Consider the following 20,032-nt stretch of genomic DNA (forward strand, 5'->3'; position numbering starts at 1 on the left):
TTCAGATGGATCCCCCGAAAAACTGTTGCCCAAATTTCGGCAGAACCTTCCCTAAAATGAGCTGCGTAGTGAGCTGCGTTTCGACACAAGCATCTCACTACGAGCAGCTCACTCACGACTTCACTGAGAAATGCATTCCAAAACGGCTCTGCAATTACCCTTCAATGTGGCTTAGCGGCTTCACATCGGGCAGGTCACTCGCGAGATGATGGCGCACCAAATCCGTGGAAGCGGGGGTTGGCTGATGGAGATCGATTAACTGAGCTAACGTCTTTTTCAGTTGGGTGCGCGGCACAATCAGATCCACAAATCCGTGCTCCAAGAGGTATTCCGCCGTTTGGAAGTCATCGGGCAGTTTTTCCCGCAGGGTTTGTTCAACCACCCGTCGTCCCGCAAAGGCGATCGTGGCCTTGGGTTCCGCAATGATGACATCACCGAGCATGGCAAAGCTGGCTGTGACCCCGCCTGCGGTGGGATGGGTCAGCACAGGAATGTAGAGCAAGCGCTGATCACGATGACGATCGAGGGCACCGGAAATCTTCGCCATTTGCATAAGGCTCAACATGCCTTCCTGCATTCTGGCTCCCCCGGAGGCGCAGACAATAATCACCGGCAGGCGTTGTTGTGTGCCCCGTTCGATTAAGCGGGTCAATTTTTCGCCCACGACGGATCCCATGCTACCGCCCATAAAGCGGAAGTCCATGACCCCGAGGGCAACGGTTGTGCCTTCTAACTGGCCTACCCCAGTCTGCACCGCATCCACCAGCTTGGTTTTTTCCTGCATTTCCCGCAGGCGATCGGTATAAGGTTTACGATCGCGGAATCCCAGCGGATCTATAGACCGAACGGATTCATCCAGGGCGGTCCAAGTATCGGCATCAATTAGCTGACGAATGCGCTCATCGCTATAAACCCGCATGTGGTGGTTGCATTCCAAGCAAACCATCTGGTTGGTTCGCAAATCCTTGGTATACATCAACGCCCCACACGACTCGCACTTTGTCCACAGGCCATCTGCAATCTCTCGTTCCTGCTGCGGCTCTGAGGAAGGATTTTCTTTGCGCCGATTCGCAAACCAATCAAACAACGACATGGAAATTCACCGACTGGGTAGAAACTGGATAAACAAACGAAGCGATGAAAGTAGCACAGCCCCATACGACGATGAAGGCATTGCCGTCAAGGCATAACCGGGTACTGGCTGAAGCATTCACGGGTCATAACTGCTGGGCATAACCGAACTGGGTATAGCTGAACTAGGCACAACCCAAAATTGTAACCAAGGGTCACAACCAAAAGGGTTGACGGTCAAAAATGACTGGTGAAGGGATACCCGTAGGGGTCACTGTATCATAGACAGCCCCCTGCTCTGCTCCGTGTGCCGGAATTGGTCAGAGCAATCGAATGTCAGCAACTACTAACAAGGCGTCACAGGTATCGTGAAGTTTTAAGGCGATCGCACTAAACTGACAGACAGAGCACCGTTCCGGTGTGGGCAGGGCACGGATTATCTGTGCCCGAATTTATTTTTGGGTTCAGACTCTAGTCCACGACTGACAGGCCACGGCTGACAATCCCAGCCCATTGCGCCTTCCTCAAGGGGGCTCGACGGTGGGAAAAGAAGTTATCAGGATCCTGATAGGTGCAGTGGGGAGAAATGGCGATTTGCTCCGGTGCTAGCCCCAGTTGTTCAAGTTGGAGGGCATTGACTTGGCGCACATTGAGGCGCACTTTACCAACCTGCGGATCGGGTAACACGGGGGAATGGGGCAACGCTTGTAGATGGGCGATCGCTTCATCCAAGGCCATTTCAGGGGTTTCGGGGGCAATGGTTGCTGCCGTTTGCACCGCCACATCAGTATCTACCTGATAGACTTCCCCAGCGATCGCGGGTCCCATAGCTACCCGCAGATTAGCTAACTGACTACCGTGCTGAAGTAAACGTTCGATCGCCCCAGGCACGATTTTTTTTGCCGTTCCGCGCCAACCTGCATGGACTGCGGCCACCTGGCCCGTCTGGACGTCGCCAATGAGGACTGGGGTACAGTCGGCGGTACACACCCAAACCGCTTGATGGGCGTCCTGGGAAATCACCCCATCTCCATCGGGCAAATTATCAGCGTGCAGGGGGGAGGGCATCTCCGCCGGGGCTAAAACTTTGTCGCCGTGGACTTGCTTGGCACGATAGGCGATCGCCTGGGGATAGAGTTCGGCGGTCAGTTCAAACGGTGTTTTAGGCGCAAATTTCTGGGTAAACCAACCGTGCTGCCACGGTTCCAGTAAACTGCAAGTCAGGTAGGGCAGGTCGTTCCACGTTTGCCAATGCCAGGTATGCATAGAGTTCAAGTTCTGTAGGCCAAGTTCTAGGGCTCAAGCTGAGATCAACCCAGAGGGATAAACACAAACATGGTAGCGTTGATAGCGGTTTTCCCTAGGCAATCCATGCCAGCCTTTGCGCCCCTTACCCTGAGCCCGTGAGTCCGTGCCTTTTAACCTAGCCAAATTTGATGCTGCCTTGCAGACGTTGCTTCAATTCAATCATGGGTTGACTGCTGCAACTTTGCGGCCATCCCTCAAACTGCATTACTTTGCAGAACTCGATTCAACGAATCGCAAGCTGTGGGAATTGCTGGCCCAGGGTGCATCGGAGGGCACGATCGTGCTGGCGGAGACGCAAACAGCAGGTAAAGGCCAATGGGGACGATCGTGGGACTCTCAGACGGGCGGTTTGTATCTGTCGATCGCGCTCCAGCCGGACTTAGACGTGGAAGAGGCTGCCCAACTTACGCTCTGTAGTGCTTGGGGCATTGCCACGGCCCTGCGGGAGTTTCCGGGTTTATTGGCTGCTGACGCGAAGAAGGTTGCTGGGCAGGATCCCTTACAGGATCCCTTACAGGTTGCTGAGCCAGTTCCCACAGAATTTCCCGTACAAGTGCCTATGCCCGTACAAGCACCTGTACAAGTGCCTGTACAAGTCAAGTGGCTTAATGATCTGGTTCTGCAGGGACGCAAGCTCGGCGGGATTTTGACCGAAACTCGTCTTCGCCAGGGAAAAATCCATCAGGCGGTGGTGGGGGTTGGGATTAACTGGTGTAACTCACCCCCACCCCCAGGAATATGTTTGCAGGAGATCTTGCAAAGCCAGCCCGTTCCTGGTTTAGAATCCTTGGAAAGTTTGGCCGCGATCGTCACCTTGGGGGTGATAGGTGGCTATGCAACTTGGCGAACCTATGGTGTGGCTGCAATGTTACCCAGATATCTAGATCTGTTGGTCAACCTTGGGCAAACTGTCACCTGGGAAAGTTACAGGGGCGTTGTGGTTGGGGTTACGGCTCAAGGGAACCTTCACGTTCGCTTGCAGTCTAAGGCAGAGATGTCCCCGCTGGAAATCCAACAGGCCGTCAGTGGCAATCCCAGCCCAGCCCCCGAGTCTAGCCAAGACCGATACCTTCCCCCAGGAATGGTGCAGTTAGGCTATTCTGGACAACAATAATCCCAATCGTTCATCCATCCCAATCATTCATCCCAATCAGTTAACCATTTGACCCCGGTGAGCCTTCGTGGTAGGCCGCCACTGGGGTGTAGAGGAGTAAGAACAAGCATGACCCAGCGTCCCCCGATGAACCCGTCCCCTAGCTGCAATGGCCGAACCTCGCTGATTCGGACGATCGGCTTTTGTTTGGGGAGCCTGAGTATGCTGGGTTCCACCGTTGCCCAAGCCCAAACCTCGGATCCTTTAAAGCTGCTGATTTCTGAAAAAGCGCCCACTGAGCTTGCTGCGTCCGGTGGCGATCGGGCGATCAACCCAGCGTCTACCAAGCCGGATGATCTGCCGATCGAGCTAGAACTGCCGGAGCCCTCTCCCCAGGTCTCCTTAGCCCCGTCATCCGCGAGCCCAGCTTCCCCAGATATGGGCGCGGCTCCGCTGCCCGATGAACCGGCTCCTGTGGCACGAGAGACAGCACCGCCGGTGGAAATTGTGCCGTCTCCCGTGGAAACAGCACCTAGCCAACCGAACGAAGCCCCCTATATTGCGCCCGATGCCATCATTTTTTCTGAGCGCTCTTCTGGCTGCGAACAAGCAGTGAAGTGGGGCAAGACCGCCGGAAGTGTCTGTGGTGGGGCGAATGTGGCCTCTGGCTCCCAAGGTGCTGGGCGATCGACCAGCGGAAAGGCCGCGATCGGTGCCCAGGGGCCCGCGACCTACGCCGTCGCCACGCCGGAAACCATGAGTGCGGCTCCAGTCCGGTTAGGCCCTGTCAGCTTTGGAAGTGCTGGGGTGCAGTTTACCCCCCCTTCGCTGAAACCCTACTTCAACTCCGCCATCAAGCTATCCAAGCTAACGCCCATTCGCAACTTGGGCTTAATTTTTCCCCTAGCCATCCCCGCAGAAATTACTTCAATTTTCGGCTGGCGCATCCACCCCATCACGGGGGATCAGCGGATGCATACTGGAACTGATATTGGTGCCCCCATGGGAACTCCGGTGTTGGCTGCTTTGACCGGACGGGTTCTGCTAGCAGACTTGCTGGGTGGCTATGGCTTAACCGTGGCCTTGGAACATAACAACGGCACCCAACAAACCCTATACGCTCACCTGTCGGAACTCTTCGTGAAGCCGGGTGAGGTGATTCAAAAGGGCACGGTGATTGGGCTTGTGGGCAGTACCGGAAATTCCACCGGGCCGCACTTGCACTTTGAACTGCGGCAACAAACGGAAGATGGCTCTTGGGTAGCGCAGGATGCAGGGCAGGAATTGGAGTTTGCCATGGCTAGTTTGGTGAAGTCTCTGCAAATTGCCCAGCAACCTCAAAAGATTGCCCAAGGCCAGCAGCCAGCAGTCTCCACCAACCTGCAACCCATTCAATCCAACCTGCCGGGTCCAGGAAGTCAGCCTGCCAAGCCCTAGTTTCTTCGGTGTAAGAGGCTGCTAGTCTGGTTCGATCGTTTCGCGATCGCTGAACAGCATTTCCCTGCGATCGTTTGATAGTCTGAAGCCCAGCAATCTACAATGAAGCAACATTGACAGCAATGTGCTAGTTCAGGATTGCTGGTTTTTGTATTGCTCAAATTGTGTCTGTCCTAGATTTCCCCTTTAATCTATGCCAATTTTTCAGGTCATTCTGATTCTCGCCTTGCTGATCTTTGTGCATGAGTTAGGCCACTTTTTGGCGGCACGGCTCCAAGGAATCTACGCCAACCGATTTTCGATCGGCTTTGGCCCGGTGCTCTGGAAATACCAAGGTAAACAGACAGAATATGCTCTCCGGGCCTTACCTTTGGGTGGTTTTGTGGGATTTCCTGACGATGATCCAGATAGTGACATTCCCCCCACAGATCCCAACCTGTTGCGTAATCGTCCCGTCTTCGATCGGGCGATCGTCATCAGTGCAGGGGTGATTGCCAATCTGATTTTTGCCTATGCCGTTTTAGTTGCTCAGGCAGGGACAGTCGGTATTCCAACACCGATTTTTAAACCAGGGGTGCTCCTGCCCAAAGTCGAACAGGCGTCTGTAGCCGAAAAAGCCGGACTGCAAGCGGGGGACGTTGTTCTAGCCATTAACGGCAAGCCCATTCCAGCAGCCAGTAACTCCCCCGATCGCCTGCGCCAAGCGATCGAAACCAGCCCTAATCAGGAATTGCAGTTACAGGTGCAGCGCAAGCAGGAAAATCTGACGATCGCCATTACACCGGAACTGGATCAAAAGAAAAAAGTCGGTCGGGTTGGGATTGGGCTGTTTCCCATGCTGGAAAAAGTGGAGATCAAAAAGCCCCGCAATCCGATCGAATCCTTGACCCTGGCCGCCGATGAATTTAATCGGATTACGACCCAAACGATCGCGGGCTTTGGTATGTTGGTCAGCAAGTTCAGTCAAGTGGCTGATCAAGTGGCAGGGCCGGTGGCGATCGTTCGTCAGGGTGCCCAGTTAGCCCAGGATGATCCGCGTCGGCTGTTTGGCTTCGCTGCCTTGATTAGCATTAACCTAGCGGTGATCAATATTCTGCCGTTGCCAGCGCTGGATGGGGGGCAATTGGTTTTTATTCTGTTTGAGGCGCTGTCCGGGAAACCTGTGCCCAAGCGGATTGAAGAGAGCTTTATGCAAACCGGATTGGTGTTGCTCCTCGGGCTTGGCGTATTTCTGATTATCCGAGATACCGCTAACTGGATCCAGCAGTAATCTTCGGATGAATCAATGGCTCGATCGTTGGGATGAAATCGGCGATCGGGCCATTGGTTTTTCTAGGGGACTTTTCCCGTTGGAGCTCTGATTCTCCTGGGGGAAATTCTCAAACATCTCTGTTCTGATTGCCATGAAAACGACCTACCATGCAAGCTGAAGCGACGCCTCCCACCCGTCGGACTCGTCTCCCGGCCAAAAAACAACGGGCCTTAGAAGTTTTGGTGCGTTTGAAACGGCTATATCTTGGGGCGACCTGTTCCTTAGATTTTGAAAATCCCTTGCAGCTTTTGGTTGCCACCATGCTGGCGGCGCAATGTACCGATGAACGGGTGAACAAAGTCACGCCTGCCTTGTTCCAGCGCTATCCCAACGCCCAAGCCTTTGCAGAAGCTGACCTAGACGAGTTGGAATCCCTCGTAAAATCGACGGGCTTCTACCGCAATAAGGCGAAAAATATTCGGGCAGCCTGCCAGATGATTCTGGAGCAGTTCGAAGGGGAGGTGCCTCGCACGATGGAAACCCTGACGCGTTTGCCGGGAGTGGCTCGCAAAACGGCCAATGTGGTGTCTGCGGTGGGGTATGGGGTGAATTTAGGCTTTACGGTAGATACCCATGTGACGCGCTTGAGCAATCGGTTAGGCTTCACTAAGCACCAGGATGCCGTCAAAATCGAGCGGGACTTAATGAAATTGTTTCCCCAGCCAGAATGGGAAAATACTTCGATCCATCTGATCTACCATGGTCGTGCCATTTGCGATGCCCGTAAGCCCCTGTGCGAAGCCTGCGAACTGGCGGATTTATGTCCTTCAGCGGGGAAGGTGAATCGCCAAAAGGAACTTGCAAAGCGCGGTAAGTAGAGGGTCAGTAGGGGGCGCGATCGGCTGGTTTGCTGGGCCTGGGGTTAACGCTGGAATTGAGACCCTGACTCACCCCTTTCTATCAAGATTGTTTGACAAATCGCAGGTTACAGATCGGGAATTGTTCGATATAATCAGAAACGCTGTATAAAACGGTTCAAAGGGTTTCATGGCTAAGAAAGGCATGATTGAGCGCGAAAAAAGGCGCGAAAAGCTGGTTGCCAAATATGCTGAAAAGCGGGCTGCGCTGAAGGCAGAATTTGAAAGCATCGAAGATCCCATGGAGAAGCTGGAAGTTCATCGTAAGATCCAGCAACTACCTCGCAACAGTGCCAAGATTCGTCTGCACAACCGTTGCTGGGCTACGGGTCGTCCCCACGCCTATTACCGTGACTTTGGGTTATCTCGTCACGTTCTCCGCGAAATGGCCCACCAAGGGCTGCTTCCTGGAGTCGTGAAGTCTAGCTGGTAGTTGACCACGCTAGTCTAGTTGGTTCGGGACTGTAATTAGGTTTGAAAAACTGAGTTTTAGGCAGAGAGTGATGTCGTTGCAAGTTAAGTCCTCTCTCGCTTAAAGCTCAATTTTTATGTCTACCTCAATTTTGATGCCTACTATTCGCAGGCAAGGTCAGTCCTGCTGTTCCACTGGCTGCCATCACAGCGACTCCTGCAAGTGACCCACACCACAGCAACTGCTACCACGCTACTACTGCCCGCAGCCAAATCACTGACTGTCCGACTGACTGCCCGACTGACTGCCCGACCGACTGCCCGACTGACTGTCCGACTGACTGCCCGACTTACTGCCCGCAGCACAAATCGCTAACGCCTAGGCTTTCCATGACTAATTCACTAACGGCATTGGCGACTGCAAAATTACCAAAGAAACTTTTAGAAAAATCAAAATTCTCTAATTCAGTCACCAGCGCGAGGGTTAGCGTAATCAAGTCGTTCTCGCCTTCCATCCGTTGCCGCACAAAGATTTGGGATGCCCGATAGGCAATCTCTGCATTGACGGCTTCTGGAATAAATTGTTCGTCTAACCAACGGTGAAGCTTTTGTCGCAGCCATTCGCCTTCCTGTTCGGGCTGAGTCGCTGTATGCAACGTTACCGAAGGAATGGGTTCGGCGTGGTCGGTATTTGTTTCCCAATAATTCATGGACGGTTATTCCTTTCAGGCGGCGGTATAGTGCCACCCATCCACAAGCAGAGAGCTAATCCAAACTATACACCAGCCAATCTGTGACTGTGGGGGAAATCGTTGGTTTGTAACGGGTTCGCAACGATCGAGCGGTTTAATGGAATCCGTTATTCTTTTGCTGGTTGTCCGGGTCTGTGCCTGTTGTTTCTGTACTTGTTGTCTTTCTGCATGATGTCCTGGTGCATGATGTACTGTGAAAGTAATCGTTTGAGCTGAACCCCTCGCTGAATCATGGAACTTGATGTGCCCTCGATCGTGCAAGCCTACGCAGAGGGCTACTTTTTGATGGCGGATGATGACCATCAGTTGGGCTGGTATGTCAGTCGGCAGCGGACGCTGATTCCTCTGGACGATCGCTTCCGTTATCCCAAATCCCTACGACGGGCACTGAATCAGAATCGCTTTGAAGTTGCTATCGATCGGGCCTTTATGGAGGTTGTGGAGGGCTGTGCCGATCGGGACACCACCTGGATTTCCGAAGAACTGAAACTGGTGTATTACAAATTGCACCAAGCGGGTTGGGCCCATAGTTTTGAGACCTGGCAGGGAGATCATCTGGCGGGGGGCATTTTGGGTATTGTGATTCGTGGGGCCTTTATTGGTGAATCGATGTTCTATCGCATTCCCGAAGGCTCAAAGGTGGCGATGGTCAAGCTGGTGGAGCATTTGCGCAATCGTCAGTTTGTCCTATTTGACGCCCAGATGACCAACCCCCATTTGGAACGCTTCGGTTCCTACATCATCAACGATCGGCAGTACCAAGTCCTCCTCAACCAAGCATTACAACAAAACTGCCAGTTTCTAGACGAGCCAGCTCCTAGATAAGGGCTAATCCACTTTTAATTCCGCTAATCCGCCCAAACAACTGGCTTGTCAATCGCTACCCCATCTACGATCGTGTGAATGGATTCATAGGACTTTTGAAGGACCTGCACCACGATCGTCACTAATGTGTTCGTTCCCGTATTGCGCCAACACCGCTCCCCTTCTGGTGCCACCCGTACCACGGAGCCGGACTGCACTGAAAAACACTCTCCATCTACCTGAAACTCTCCTTGTCCTTGGATAAACAGGTAAATCTCTTCACTCTGCTGATGCTTGTGATAGAAGGGCACTGCCCCACCAGGAGGCATCACATTCAGGGAAATTTCTGCTCCGGTCAGACCCAGTAATTCCTTCAGAAATAACTTCCCTTGCACCTTGAAGTTACGGGTTTTCAAATCAAACGTTGCCTGCTCCAAAGATTGCCACCGATCGAGCAGCAACGCTGAAAAATTCTCCCCTTGCAAGGTTTGGGCACTGTCTGGAAGCTGTTGCACAGGATTGGTCATCGTGTCTGCATGGGATGCATGGGTGTCGAAGGAAGAAGTCATTGGATTCACTTTTAAATTGCAATTTACAAGTTAGACTCTATCAACTTCGCTTGTATAATGCAAGTCATCAAGATAAATTCGAGTTGAACCCTTTCAATCCCGTTTCCATTGTGCCTGTACCTATGCCGCCTGAGCGTCGATCGGCCTGTCCTATTGCTTGTGCCTTGGATCTCATTGGCGATCGTTGGACGTTGTTAATCATTCGCGATATGTTGTTTTTCAACAAACAGCGATTCGAGGAGTTTTTAGAGTCGCCAGAAGGCATTTCGACGAATATCTTGACCAATCGTTTAAAGATGTTGGAAGAGTTCGGCCTGGTCGAAAAAAAACGCTACAGCAGCCATTCCCGCCGTATGAACTATTCCTTGACGGACTATGGTAGAAGTCTCAGACCTGTATTGAAAGCGATGTTGGCCTGGGGAACAAAGTACATTCCGGAAACTCAGACAATGCTTCCCGCTTCTACGGATCAGCCTATGTTGGATCAGATTGTGCCAAATGCTGGCGAGATTGTGGAAAAGTGAGCGAATCGCAGACAAGAAGCGAATCGCAGACAAGAAGCTAATCGGGTTGTATAAGCCGCTAGTTGGTCATCTATTGATCGGAACAGCTGGCTCTGCCCTGAATGGATCACTGCCACTGAGAATGACTTCAAGCAGGAATCTCAAAATTCCGCGCTGTGGCGTGCGCCTTCTCCCGATCGCCTTGTATCCTGTTCTATGGACAAATTTACCGATTAAAAACCCGTGCTTGACCTAAAGCTCCTGCGAGAAAATCCAGACCTCGTAACCCAAAAGTTGGCCCAGCGAGGGGGAAACTATGACATCCAGCCAATTCTAGACTTGGATCAGCAGCGTCGTGACCTAGAACAACAGCGATCGGCCCTCCAAGCACGGGGCAACGAAGTGGGTAAGCTCGTCGGCCAAAAGATGAAATCCGGCAGCAAGCCCGACGATCCAGAAATTTTGGCGCTGAAGGAAGAAGGCAACCAAGTCAAGGCGCAACTGGCGGATCTGGAGCCGCGCGAGAAGGAAATTAAGGCGCAAATCGAAGCCCTCGTCTTACAATTACCCAATTTGCCCAGCGACACCACGCCGATCGGGAAAGACGAAACGGAGAATGTGGAAGTGCGCCGCTGGGGTGATGAGTACAAACCCAGCCATGCTGTCCTGCCCCACTACGAAATTGCTGAAAAATTGGGGATTCTGACCACCGATCGGGCCACCAAAATTGCCCAGACCCGCTTTGTAGCCTTACTCGGTGCAGGGGCAGCGCTGGAGCGAGCCTTGATTCAGTTCATGCTGGATCAACACATCGCAGCGGGTTACTTGGAAGTCTTGCCGCCCTTTTTGATTAACTCCACGTCGTTAACCGCGACAGGCCAGTTACCCAAGTTCGCGGAAGAAAGCTTTAAATGTGCTGAGGATGACCTGTGGCTGGCTCCGACGGCAGAAGTACCGGTGACTAACCTCTATCGGGATGAAATTATCGATAGCGGCCAGTTACCGATTCACCACTGTGCCTATACCCCCTGTTTCCGGCGGGAGGCGGGTAGCTATGGTCGGGATACCCGTGGGTTGATCCGGCTGCACCAATTCAACAAGGTTGAGCTCGTCAAACTGGTGCGGCCCGAAACCTCTGAGGAAGAGCACCAAAAACTGGTCGCCAGTGCTGAATCCATCCTGCAAGCCTTGAAACTGCCCTACCGCACGATCGAACTGTGTACAGGGGATATCGGGTTTGGTGCAGCGAAGTGCTATGACTTAGAAGTTTGGCTACCCTCCGGCAATACCTATCGGGAAATTTCCAGCTGCTCGAACTTCGGTGATTTCCAAGCCCGTCGCGGCAACATTCGCTTTAAGGAATCCGGGCAAAAGGGGACGCAGTTTGTCCATACGTTGAACGGGTCAGGCTTAGCAGTGGGCCGCACCATGGCCGCTGTGTTGGAAAATTACCAACAACCCGATGGCACCATCCGAGTGCCCGAAGCCTTGCAGCCCTATCTCAAGCGGGAAGTGCTGTAGGGCAGGGGTTTTCTGGCCATAGTTCTAGCCATAGTTCTAGCCGTAGTTGGGTAGACAAGCCATCATCGGCTAGAAAATTTGGGGGACGATCGGCGAGATATCCGATCGTCCCCTGCTGTTATCTAGCTTTGGCTGCGATCGCTTAGAGAGACCCGGTTAAAGATAACCGTGTTCTGCTAGGAAATCGGTGGAAATAGCTGCATCGTGGGAGGCATAGCCATTCCCCGATCGGCTGCCCAGGGGGGGATTGGAAGCGGTACGATCGCTGCGCAAGAATTTTTCAACGTATTTGCCCAAAATATCGCCTTCCAAATTGACCCAGCTTCCCGGTTGAAGGTGACACAAATTGGTCGCCGTATAGGTGTGAGGAATCACTGCCACACTAAAGCGCGTCCCTTCCAGGTTACAATCAGCCACGGTCAAGCTAATCCCATTGACGGACACACTGCCCTTGGAGAGGATGTATCGGGCAACGGTGTCACTTTCCGTCGTAAACGTAATATCCCAGGATGTTGCAGCCTGCACAGCGGATTGGAAATACCCGATGCCGTCCACATGGCCGGTGACAAAATGGCCACCGAGTTTACTGCCGATCCTCAGAGACGTTTCTAAGTTAACCCGTTTGACTCGTCCCTCACTGCGACCGAGGGCAGTGCGCCGCATCGTTTCTGGGGAAACATCGGCAATAAATCCGATCGGCAAAATTTTCACCACCGTCAGACACACCCCATCCACAGCCACACTATCTCCCAGTTCTAGGCCCTGGAGAATAATAGAATCCTCTGAACAAGTAATTTCTACATGCTCCGGATCGAGGGTTTGCAAGGTACCAACGTCTTGAACTAGTCCTGTAAACACAGCGTTTGCTTTGACTCAAAAGGGTGGATAGTGTAGCAAATATTTTTTGATCAAATTTTTTAAGTTTTTTAATCAGACTTTTGATTAGATGATCAGAGTTTTGCGATTGACGATAGGAAGATCATTGGTTGAGAATTTCACTTAAGCCGTTTGAAGTTTAATCTACGCTTGAATGTCGTAAACAAGAAAGTCATCGCTTGATATTTCTTCGACTTAGTTTAATGAAAGTACGAAGTCTTTTTTATTTTGGCAAATTCTCTAGGGAATCATTTAGGATTAAATTCAGGGATTTCTGGGATGTAGAAAATGAATTCATCATCTAAGGATCTCTCCATGCGTAGCCCCCAACGCAAAGTTTAGACCATGTTGATAATTAGTCTATATAGATAAGCTTCGTTTGCGACGGGTGTTCTTGAGGCGGGATCTATGATCGAAATGAAAGTGACGACGATCGCGGTGGATGCAGCAACCCGGAGTCCGATCGTCCTGCTCGAAGATGGTACAGGTCGTCGAGCGTTACCCATTTATATCGGGGAAGACCAAGCAAAGGCGATCGGCAGTGTGATGCGCAATATCACGCCGCCGCGCCCAGGTACCCATGATTTATTTGTCAATTTGCTGGATGCTTGGGATATGGCCTTGGATCGCGTTGTCATCCATGCCCTCAAGGACAGTACCTTCTATGCGCTGCTGATCGTTAAACAGGGCGAGTTGAAGCGGGAAATTGATGCGCGACCCAGTGACGCGATCGCCCTAGCCCTGCGAGCAGGGGCTCCCATTTGGGTGATGGAAGAAGTGGTGGCGGATGCTTCCATTCCTGTCGATCGGGATGCCGACGAAGCAGAACGCCAAGCCTTCCGGGATTTTGTGGCTAACTTGAGCCCCTCTCAGTTAATTGAACGGAGTCGCTTTGATGCCAGTGGTGGCTAAGTGAAATCGGCTAAGGCAGAGCGGCTAAGGCTGGGACGTGACACTGGGGGCTACTCCAGAATGTCCGTGACCTTGGTGAGCTCAATTTGATCTGACGGAAGGTCTAAGGGATAGCCCAAGCTGCGGGCTTTTTCGGTCATTTCATCGGAGAAAAAGTCTGGGCCAACGAAGTTATGGCAAGTCGCCCAGTAAACGGGATAGTCGCCTTGGTTATAGCCAAACCAGTCACCGCCGGGATTCAGCAGGTGGGCGTAGATCGTCCCATCACTTTCAAAGATGTAGGCAGGCTTTTGGGTGGAGCAATGGACGTAGTTGGTTTGCGGCTCCCCAAAGTTGTCAGACGGCTCACTCTCCATAGGCCAGAAACGATGGGCAATCTGTACGCGGTAGAGGGTGCCCCGATCGGTTTTGTCCATCACTGTTTTACTGATGAATTGACTATCCCAGCAGGTTCCCATGTGGCAGCGCCCAGGCAAAATAGGGCCGGCCAGAGTAACCTGTGCCGAGAGCAAGACGGGAGCGATACCCATCATTCCAGCTAGTAACTTTTGCATCATGACAGGGGTTTAATTGAGGTTGATCTAAGAGGTTGCTCTAAGTAGATTTCTATCATGGGCTGGATGACTGCTTCTGGGCCAGCGTGGTTTCCGGGAATTTACGGGCTTACCATTGAGGTCGATCGTCCTGCAATCCGTTGGAGCGCCGCTGCCAGCACATCCGGGGTTTGACCGGCCACACTCCACACCAACGCCTCCCGGTAGAGACGATTGGCCGGATGACTGCTCTGATTGGCGGCCCCACTCGAAGCGACAACCGCAGCCTGGGTACAGCGTAATGCTAGATCGATCGCCCAAACCCGGAGGGATAATTGGGCCTCGTAGTTCTGGGTTAAACGATGCTTTGAGTTCTGGTTCGTTAATGCTTGGTCAATCTCCGTGCGGCAGGTGTAGAGTTCTGCGGAGAGATCAGTATGGATCGGCCCGATCGCTAAAAAAGACTTACGCTGCTGCATTTCCAAAAGCCAATCTAATCCCGCTTGGGCACACCCTAGGGCGAAACTGCTGTGGCTGAGGACGTTGGCCCGATCGCTGGCTGGCATCGCCCCCGCAGGCCGTATCGTTACCACTCGTTCCGACGGCAAAATCCAACGGTTCAGATTCCCTGTCACCGTTTGGGCCGCATTCATGGCCGCGAGTTGCATCGGTTCACTCAGCAGCAGAGATCCACCCGTAGATTGCGTGGTTGATTTGAACGGTAACAGGCCGTAGACCGCCGACCCATCGGATAACGTTGCTGCCAGAATAAAATCCTGAAAAATGCCAGAGCCGGTAATCCAGGGAATGTAACCGTTGAGTTCATAGCCGTTAATTGTCTGACCGTCATCCACCACGATCGCGGTGACCGGAGGATTGTCCACTCGTCGTAAATGGGAAAAGGCAATGCCGACCAGGGCTTCTCCGCTAGCCATTTTGGGCAGGTAGTCCGCTTGCAGCGATCGATTGTCACTATTCGCTAACATTCCCCCAGCACTTTGGTGTTGGGTTTGCAGAAAGGCCAACGCCCCAGACGATCGGGCCAAGCGTTCTTGGAACTGGGCAAATACGAGGGCATCGATCGGTACTCCCTGCCAAGAGGGAAAGGCTTTGAGGGCTAACAGATCATGCTGTCCCAGGAGCGCTAAGGCTTGGGCTAAAGCGTCAGGATTCCAGTCTAAGGTTTGTGCTTGGGGCGCAATGTGGGTTTGACAGAGTTGATCTGTGCGGGTTAGGAGCGGGTGCATAGCAAAACAGCGATCGGCTGAGGGTTAGGGCTGAGCGTGAAAACTGAGGGTTAGGGCTGAGCGTGAAAACTGAGGGCTGCCAAGCTTAAAAAACATCGGCATGTTAAGCAGATCTCTAGCCAGTCAGGGTATTCTTTCACTAACGGCTATAAAAAACGGCCATAAAAATATTGTGCATAAAAGAAATTAGCGATCGGATGGCAGTAAGATTGCCGCAAAATTAAATTTGAAGAAGACGATTCAAGACTCTGGCTGCTGCGGGTGCAAGCATGAACAATCCCCTCTATCTTTCCTTTAACGACTGGTTTGCCCAAGCTAGGCTCTTGCTGGACTTCCTCATCATTGCATGGGCTTTTACTGTCATTAACGGGGGCTTTTTTAACTGGCAGCTCAATCGATTGGGGGTATATCCACGGGATGTCTGGAGTCTATTTCGGATTCCCCTGGCCCCCTTTCTCCATGCAGATTGGAACCATCTCATTGGCAATACTAAATACTACTTACTGCTTGGGGGGATCTTAGTCCTGCGTGATCCGAGCGATTTTTCCATGGTGACGTTTGTGTCCCTGTGGGTTTCTGGGCTGCTGGGTTGGTTCTTTGGCCGAGCTAAAACCAGTTACATTGGTGCCAGTGACATTAATGCAGGGTATTTTGGCTTCCTGCTGACTCAGATTTTAGTGAATAAAGATGCCTTCGCAGCGGTGTTCTTTAGTCTAATTATTTTTTCCTTCTTCTTTGGGGACATGATTGTCTTTCCAAGGCTGACTGGTGAAAAAACGCCTTGGAACTTTGGCAATACGCTAGTTTGGGGCATGACTCCCGTGGTTTCAAAGAATGTTGCCTGGGAAAGTCATTTATTCGGCTTTTTTGGGGGCGTCATTGCCGCTTATTACCGCCTTCCCTTAAAGGACTTGATTCAACAACTAGCAATCCTCTGGAAAAACTTTACGGTGGGTTGATGGCAGCTTGAGCATTCCAGGCCAGAAATCACCGGGGATATTCGATTGCGTTTCCTGAAGAGCTCCATCGATTCTTCCAGGCCAATTCCTCCTATACTGGTAAGCTGGACGCGCATCAGAAGATAGAGGACGTAACAATGGCATCCATTCGTGAGCTACACGAACAGCTTGTCAAAAAAGAACGATCGGCGGTGGAAATTACCCAGGAAGCTTTAGATCGGATTGCCGCCGTGGATGGCAAAGTCCAGAGTTTCTTGATGGTGACGGGCGATCGGGCGCTGGAACAAGCCAAGGCCGTGGATGCCAAAATCGCCGCTGGTGAAGAAATCGGGCTGCTGGCAGGCATTCCGATCGCGGTGAAAGATAACATTTGCACCAAAGACGTGCGCACTACCTGTGCATCCCGCATTCTGGAGAACTTTGTCCCGCCCTACGACGCGACGGTTAACCAGAAGCTGCTGGATGCGGACATGGTCATGGTGGGCAAAACCAACATGGACGAGTTTGCCATGGGTGGCTCCACGGAAACTTCCGCTTTCCAAAAAACCGCGAACCCCTGGGATCTCGATCGGGTACCGGGTGGCTCTTCGGGTGGGTCAGCCTCTGCGGTGGCCGCTGGGGAAGCACCTCTGTCCCTCGGCTCCGATACTGGCGGCTCCATCCGTCAACCTGCTTCGTTCTGCGGCATTGTGGGTCTCAAACCGACCTACGGCTTAGTTTCCCGCTATGGGCTCGTTGCCTTTGCTTCCTCCTTGGATCAGATTGGCCCCTTTTCTACCACGGTGGAAGATGCGGCGATCCTGCTGGGGGCGATCGCAGGCTATGACCCGAAGGACTCCACCAGCTTGAAGGTCGAAGTTCCTGACTATACCCAGTACCTCAAGACCGATCTGAAGGGTAAAAAGGTTGGAGTCATTCAAGAAACCTTTGGCGAAGGCTTGAACCCAGAAGTGGCGGCAGCCACCCAGAAAGCCATTCAGCAACTCAAAGACCTGGGTGCAGAGATTATTGACATTTCCTGTCCTCGGTTCCGGTATGGTATTTCGGCCTACTACATCATTGCACCATCGGAAGCCTCGGCTAACCTGGCACGCTATGACGGTGTACGCTACGGTCGCCGGGTAGAAGATGCTGAAGACTTGATGGAAATGTATACCCGCACGAGAGCCGAAGGCTTTGGGGCGGAGGTGAAGCGGCGGATCATGATTGGCACCTACGCCCTATCTGCGGGGTATTACGACGCCTATTACCTCAAAGCGCAAAAAGTACGCACCCTGATCAAACAGGACTTTGAAGCGGCCTTTGAAAAAGTGGATGTCCTCGTTTCACCGACTGCACCCACCACTGCCTTCAAGATTGGCGATAAAATGTCCGATCCGCTCAGCATGTACCTGGATGACTTGATGACGATTCCGGTGAATCTGGCAGGGTTACCCGGTCTGAGTTTGCCCTGTGGCATCGATTCCAACGGCTTACCGATCGGTTTGCAGATCATCGGGAATGTGCTGCGGGAAGATCAAGTGTTCCACACGGCCTATGCCTACGAGCAAGCTACCGAATGGCATACCCAACGCCCAGCCCTGTAGTCAGAGCAGGATGAAGGCCATCAATTACCATCAATTACAATTACCATCAATTAACTGTAAGGCCACGAATTATTAAGACCACGAATTATTAAGACCTAGGGAAGCTCTCCAGATGACTATCAAGTCAAGGCTGGGGAGCTTTTTCGATCGAAACTCTACCTGCTGTCGCTGAATGGCAGGTAGACTGTCAAATTTTGAAAAGGTTCCCGAAATCCATGGGATAGGGCGTGAATGGATGCATAGAAGATTCGATAGTCTGATATTCAACTATTTTGAAGGTTGCAGCTCTATGCCCTCCCCTGATTTTTCGGCCATTCTCCCAAAAGTTTCACAGTTTGATTTCCAATACGAAACTGCGAAGTATCACCCCAAAATTGCCTTAACCCTCGCCAAGGCTTCGAAATTAGCCTATTTCGCCCCTGAAGATGTCATTCCATTTGTGAAACAGACTTGGCACTTTACAGATTGTCAATTCCTGAATGAGAAAGAAACCCAGGCCTACTTGATGGTGAATGATCAAGTCATCATCGTCGCCTTTCGCGGATCGACAGAGCAGGCAGATTGGCTGAATAACTTGAAATGTCTGATGCCAGAATCCGACGCCTTTGGTAAAGTCCATCCTGGGTTTCGCTATGCCCTCGATCACCTTTGGCAAAAAAGCTATGGCAAGAACAGCAAAGGTGAAGAAATGCGGTTTCTGGACTATATCAAGCAGTTACAACTCCAAAAACCGCGATCGCTGTGGTTTACCGGACACAGTTTAGGAGGGGCATTGGCAACGTTAGCGGTGGCTCGGCTCCGGGAAAAAGATATTCCTGTCTATGGCTTGTATACCTTTGGGTCGCCGCGAGTCGGCGATCGGGCCTTTGAACGGACATTCAACGCTGATTTTAAATCCAAGAGCTTTCGCTTTGTGAATAACAACGATACGGTGACGCGCATTCCCCCGCGCGAAATGGGGTATAGCCATGCTGGTACCTTTCTCTATTTCACAGCAACGGGACAAATCAAAACAGATCCCTACTTTTGGCTACAGTTTCTCGATCGCGTCCAAGGGAGCATGGATGATTTTATGAAACCAGGCTTAGATTGCATTAACGATCATCGTATTGATTGCTATATCGATCGTTTGATTACTAATCTGAACGTACCAATTACATGGTAAGAAATGTAAATTACATGCAAATTACATCAGGTTGGTGAATCAGTCATAACAAGATAAACATGAACCACCGACCTTGATGCACTCGGACGGGTATAAACTGCTGACTTGTATGACCCCCTGATCTGAATTCTGCAAATAGCTAAAAATGGCTCTACAAATTCTACAAATCGCTACAAATTGCAGTTAAGTTGCAAGGGTAAATTACAGTGGGCAGATTAATTGCGATCGCTGGGAGTTCTAGGGAATAGAACTCCAGCTTTACTTTATATTCTAGGGAATAGAACTCCAGCGTCACTTTATAAACGTCACTTTATAAAAGCGTTACCTTATAAAATTATGAAAAGCTTTTATTGCAAAATTACTCCGTGGTCATTCTGTAGTGATTTTATAGGTCTGAATTTGCCTTCAGGAACTTTATAAATTGATAGCTTACTTTTTTAACTCAATTAAAAGTTTCTAAATTAAATAAAGATTAAAGATTCTCAACAAGAATGAGGAATTCATTCGTCCACAACTTTCCGAGTTATGAATGATTGGGTTGATGAATTCCTCACAATACAGTGCTCATAGCCACTCAGAGCCTTAGTTTCGTAACCTGTGGCTTAGCTTGAGCCTTCCCAGCCCTGCTCTTCTAGTCCCCATTCCTTGCGCAGAAAATGCTTGTAATAAGCATCTTTAATCAGCATCTGCTCGTAGAGATTCACCAGAAACTCTTGGGCTTGTTCCCGACTCATATCGCGTACCAACGTAGCAAACGATCGCAGATTGAATTGTTGTTCCAGCGTTAGCTCAATTGACTTATCCATGATGGTCATTCCTGAAATAAGAGAGAGAGTAGTAATGTGGAGAAGATACAAGTGCTATCTCCACCTTTCCAGGATGATGGGCAATCTTAGGATTTGGTGTAGCTAAAGTAACGATTCCCGGCGATGAAGTCATTACTCAGCCTCAGATTAATTGATAGCTGGGTTAAACTTACCTGATAAGTTAAATTAACTAATTTGCCAGCAATCCACAGATGAATAAATCTAATCATTCTCACTCTGTAGAATTACTGAATCTCGATTAGGATCTACGGGGTGAACTCTGCTGCATGAAATCTACAGGACAAGATTT

The 20,032-nt window shown here is 51.2% G+C and carries 21 protein-coding genes; 12 read left to right on the top strand and 9 right to left on the bottom strand.

Annotated features, from left to right (window positions below):
* Positions 1-154: 154 nt before the first annotated feature.
* Both accD and pgeF read right to left on the bottom strand, forming a co-directional pair.
* Positions 155-1,093 (bottom strand): acetyl-CoA carboxylase, carboxyltransferase subunit beta, encoded by a 939-nt coding sequence (gene accD, locus H6G21_RS01795; protein ID WP_190569860.1) that lies wholly within the window; start codon positions 1,091-1,093, stop codon positions 155-157.
* Positions 1,094-1,542: 449 nt separating this feature from the next.
* The gene (pgeF, locus tag H6G21_RS01800; RefSeq protein ID WP_190569862.1) at positions 1,543-2,337 is read right to left on the bottom strand and encodes a peptidoglycan editing factor PgeF; all 795 of its coding nucleotides are present in this window, start codon (positions 2,335-2,337) and stop codon (positions 1,543-1,545) included.
* Between the two features lie 145 nt (positions 2,338-2,482).
* On the opposite strand from pgeF, the gene H6G21_RS01805 reads away from it, so the two are divergent.
* From H6G21_RS01805 to rpsN, 5 genes are all read left to right on the top strand, one after another.
* Entirely contained in the window at positions 2,483-3,493 is a 1,011-nt protein-coding gene (locus tag H6G21_RS01805; RefSeq protein ID WP_190569864.1) for a biotin--[acetyl-CoA-carboxylase] ligase, read from the top strand.
* A 108-nt stretch (positions 3,494-3,601) separates the two neighbouring features.
* The gene (locus H6G21_RS01810; protein ID WP_190569866.1) at positions 3,602-4,909 is read left to right on the top strand and encodes a M23 family metallopeptidase; all 1,308 of its coding nucleotides are present in this window, start codon (positions 3,602-3,604) and stop codon (positions 4,907-4,909) included.
* A gap of 193 nt (positions 4,910-5,102) precedes the next feature.
* Positions 5,103-6,179: an RIP metalloprotease RseP gene (rseP, locus tag H6G21_RS01815; RefSeq protein WP_190569868.1), complete on the top strand. Its 1,077-nt coding sequence runs from the start codon at positions 5,103-5,105 to the stop codon at positions 6,177-6,179.
* Between the two features lie 149 nt (positions 6,180-6,328).
* Complete coding sequence (gene nth / locus H6G21_RS01820; RefSeq protein ID WP_190569870.1) at positions 6,329-7,039, top strand: endonuclease III; 711 nt, start codon at positions 6,329-6,331, stop codon at positions 7,037-7,039.
* Between the two features lie 169 nt (positions 7,040-7,208).
* On the top strand, positions 7,209-7,511 hold the full coding sequence (gene rpsN, locus H6G21_RS01825) for a 30S ribosomal protein S14 (RefSeq protein ID WP_190569872.1): 303 nt from the start codon (positions 7,209-7,211) through the stop codon (positions 7,509-7,511).
* Between the two features lie 140 nt (positions 7,512-7,651).
* On the opposite strand, the gene H6G21_RS01830 is transcribed toward rpsN, so the two are convergent.
* On the bottom strand, positions 7,652-7,855 hold the full coding sequence (locus H6G21_RS01830) for a hypothetical protein (RefSeq protein ID WP_190569874.1): 204 nt from the start codon (positions 7,853-7,855) through the stop codon (positions 7,652-7,654).
* Entirely contained in the window at positions 7,840-8,199 is a 360-nt protein-coding gene (locus H6G21_RS01835) for a hypothetical protein (RefSeq protein WP_190569876.1), read from the bottom strand. Before H6G21_RS01835 ends, H6G21_RS01830 begins: the two co-directional genes overlap by 16 nt.
* Positions 8,200-8,472: 273 nt before the next feature.
* On the opposite strand from H6G21_RS01835, the gene aat reads away from it, so the two are divergent.
* Entirely contained in the window at positions 8,473-9,066 is a 594-nt protein-coding gene (gene aat / locus H6G21_RS01840; protein WP_190569878.1) for a leucyl/phenylalanyl-tRNA--protein transferase, read from the top strand.
* Positions 9,067-9,089: 23 nt separating this feature from the next.
* On the opposite strand, the gene H6G21_RS01845 is transcribed toward aat, so the two are convergent.
* Complete coding sequence (locus tag H6G21_RS01845) at positions 9,090-9,614, bottom strand: cupin domain-containing protein (RefSeq protein WP_242041583.1); 525 nt, start codon at positions 9,612-9,614, stop codon at positions 9,090-9,092.
* 122 nt (positions 9,615-9,736) lie between these two features.
* Here H6G21_RS01845 and H6G21_RS01850 point away from each other — a divergent pair, with 122 nt between their 5' ends.
* Complete coding sequence (locus tag H6G21_RS01850) at positions 9,737-10,138, top strand: helix-turn-helix domain-containing protein (protein WP_190569879.1); 402 nt, start codon at positions 9,737-9,739, stop codon at positions 10,136-10,138.
* A gap of 222 nt (positions 10,139-10,360) precedes the next feature.
* Positions 10,361-11,638, top strand: coding sequence for a serine--tRNA ligase (serS, locus tag H6G21_RS01855; RefSeq protein WP_190569882.1), 1,278 nt, complete (start codon positions 10,361-10,363; stop codon positions 11,636-11,638).
* Positions 11,639-11,794: 156 nt separating this feature from the next.
* On the opposite strand, the gene H6G21_RS01860 is transcribed toward serS, so the two are convergent.
* Complete coding sequence (locus H6G21_RS01860; protein ID WP_190569884.1) at positions 11,795-12,496, bottom strand: riboflavin synthase; 702 nt, start codon at positions 12,494-12,496, stop codon at positions 11,795-11,797.
* Positions 12,497-12,922: 426 nt separating this feature from the next.
* Here H6G21_RS01860 and H6G21_RS01865 point away from each other — a divergent pair, with 426 nt between their 5' ends.
* Positions 12,923-13,426: a bifunctional nuclease family protein gene (locus H6G21_RS01865; RefSeq protein WP_190569886.1), complete on the top strand. Its 504-nt coding sequence runs from the start codon at positions 12,923-12,925 to the stop codon at positions 13,424-13,426.
* 50 nt (positions 13,427-13,476) lie between these two features.
* On the opposite strand, the gene H6G21_RS01870 is transcribed toward H6G21_RS01865, so the two are convergent.
* Complete coding sequence (locus H6G21_RS01870; protein ID WP_190569888.1) at positions 13,477-13,884, bottom strand: hypothetical protein; 408 nt, start codon at positions 13,882-13,884, stop codon at positions 13,477-13,479.
* A gap of 197 nt (positions 13,885-14,081) precedes the next feature.
* Positions 14,082-15,206 (bottom strand): acyl-CoA dehydrogenase family protein, encoded by a 1,125-nt coding sequence (locus H6G21_RS01875; protein WP_190569891.1) that lies wholly within the window; start codon positions 15,204-15,206, stop codon positions 14,082-14,084.
* A 269-nt stretch (positions 15,207-15,475) separates the two neighbouring features.
* Here H6G21_RS01875 and H6G21_RS01880 point away from each other — a divergent pair, with 269 nt between their 5' ends.
* The 3 genes from H6G21_RS01880 to H6G21_RS01890 all read left to right on the top strand — a co-directional run bounded on the left by H6G21_RS01880 (position 15,476) and on the right by H6G21_RS01890 (position 18,916).
* On the top strand, positions 15,476-16,165 hold the full coding sequence (locus tag H6G21_RS01880) for a rhomboid family intramembrane serine protease (RefSeq protein WP_190569893.1): 690 nt from the start codon (positions 15,476-15,478) through the stop codon (positions 16,163-16,165).
* A 137-nt stretch (positions 16,166-16,302) separates the two neighbouring features.
* Complete coding sequence (gatA, locus tag H6G21_RS01885) at positions 16,303-17,751, top strand: Asp-tRNA(Asn)/Glu-tRNA(Gln) amidotransferase subunit GatA (protein ID WP_190569895.1); 1,449 nt, start codon at positions 16,303-16,305, stop codon at positions 17,749-17,751.
* A gap of 289 nt (positions 17,752-18,040) precedes the next feature.
* A complete protein-coding gene (locus H6G21_RS01890; RefSeq protein WP_190569897.1) occupies positions 18,041-18,916 on the top strand; it encodes a lipase family protein in 876 nt (291 codons plus the stop codon).
* Positions 18,917-19,518: 602 nt separating this feature from the next.
* Here the strand turns inward: H6G21_RS01890 and H6G21_RS01895 are convergent.
* Positions 19,519-19,722 carry an NblA/ycf18 family protein gene (locus tag H6G21_RS01895; protein ID WP_190569899.1) on the bottom strand — a complete coding sequence of 68 codons (204 nt, stop codon included), beginning with the start codon at positions 19,720-19,722 and terminating at the stop codon, positions 19,519-19,521.
* Between the last annotated feature and the right edge of the window lie 310 nt (positions 19,723-20,032).

This window comes from Alkalinema sp. FACHB-956 (genome assembly GCF_014697025.1).
In the GTDB taxonomy this organism is placed as follows: Bacteria; Cyanobacteriota; Cyanobacteriia; order Leptolyngbyales; family Leptolyngbyaceae; genus Alkalinema.

Bases quoted from the DNA above. Each gene is read 5' to 3' on its own strand.
- accD (WP_190569860.1), bottom strand. From the start codon at position 1,093: ATGTCGTTGTTTGATTGGTTTGCGAATCGGCGCAAAGAAAATCCTTCC.
- pgeF (WP_190569862.1), bottom strand. From the start codon at position 2,337: ATGCATACCTGGCATTGGCAAACGTGGAACGACCTGCCCTACCTGACT.
- H6G21_RS01810 (WP_190569866.1), top strand. From the start codon at position 3,602: ATGACCCAGCGTCCCCCGATGAACCCGTCCCCTAGCTGCAATGGCCGA.
- rseP (WP_190569868.1), top strand. From the start codon at position 5,103: ATGCCAATTTTTCAGGTCATTCTGATTCTCGCCTTGCTGATCTTTGTG.
- nth (WP_190569870.1), top strand. From the start codon at position 6,329: ATGCAAGCTGAAGCGACGCCTCCCACCCGTCGGACTCGTCTCCCGGCC.
- rpsN (WP_190569872.1), top strand. From the start codon at position 7,209: ATGGCTAAGAAAGGCATGATTGAGCGCGAAAAAAGGCGCGAAAAGCTG.
- H6G21_RS01835 (WP_190569876.1), bottom strand. From the start codon at position 8,199: ATGAATTATTGGGAAACAAATACCGACCACGCCGAACCCATTCCTTCG.
- aat (WP_190569878.1), top strand. From the start codon at position 8,473: ATGGAACTTGATGTGCCCTCGATCGTGCAAGCCTACGCAGAGGGCTAC.
- H6G21_RS01845 (WP_242041583.1), bottom strand. From the start codon at position 9,614: ATGACTTCTTCCTTCGACACCCATGCATCCCATGCAGACACGATGACC.
- H6G21_RS01850 (WP_190569879.1), top strand. From the start codon at position 9,737: ATGCCGCCTGAGCGTCGATCGGCCTGTCCTATTGCTTGTGCCTTGGAT.
- H6G21_RS01865 (WP_190569886.1), top strand. From the start codon at position 12,923: ATGATCGAAATGAAAGTGACGACGATCGCGGTGGATGCAGCAACCCGG.
- H6G21_RS01870 (WP_190569888.1), bottom strand. From the start codon at position 13,884: ATGGGAACCTGCTGGGATAGTCAATTCATCAGTAAAACAGTGATGGAC.
- H6G21_RS01875 (WP_190569891.1), bottom strand. From the start codon at position 15,206: ATGCACCCGCTCCTAACCCGCACAGATCAACTCTGTCAAACCCACATT.
- H6G21_RS01880 (WP_190569893.1), top strand. From the start codon at position 15,476: ATGAACAATCCCCTCTATCTTTCCTTTAACGACTGGTTTGCCCAAGCT.
- gatA (WP_190569895.1), top strand. From the start codon at position 16,303: ATGGCATCCATTCGTGAGCTACACGAACAGCTTGTCAAAAAAGAACGA.
- H6G21_RS01890 (WP_190569897.1), top strand. From the start codon at position 18,041: ATGCCCTCCCCTGATTTTTCGGCCATTCTCCCAAAAGTTTCACAGTTT.
- H6G21_RS01895 (WP_190569899.1), bottom strand. From the start codon at position 19,722: ATGGATAAGTCAATTGAGCTAACGCTGGAACAACAATTCAATCTGCGA.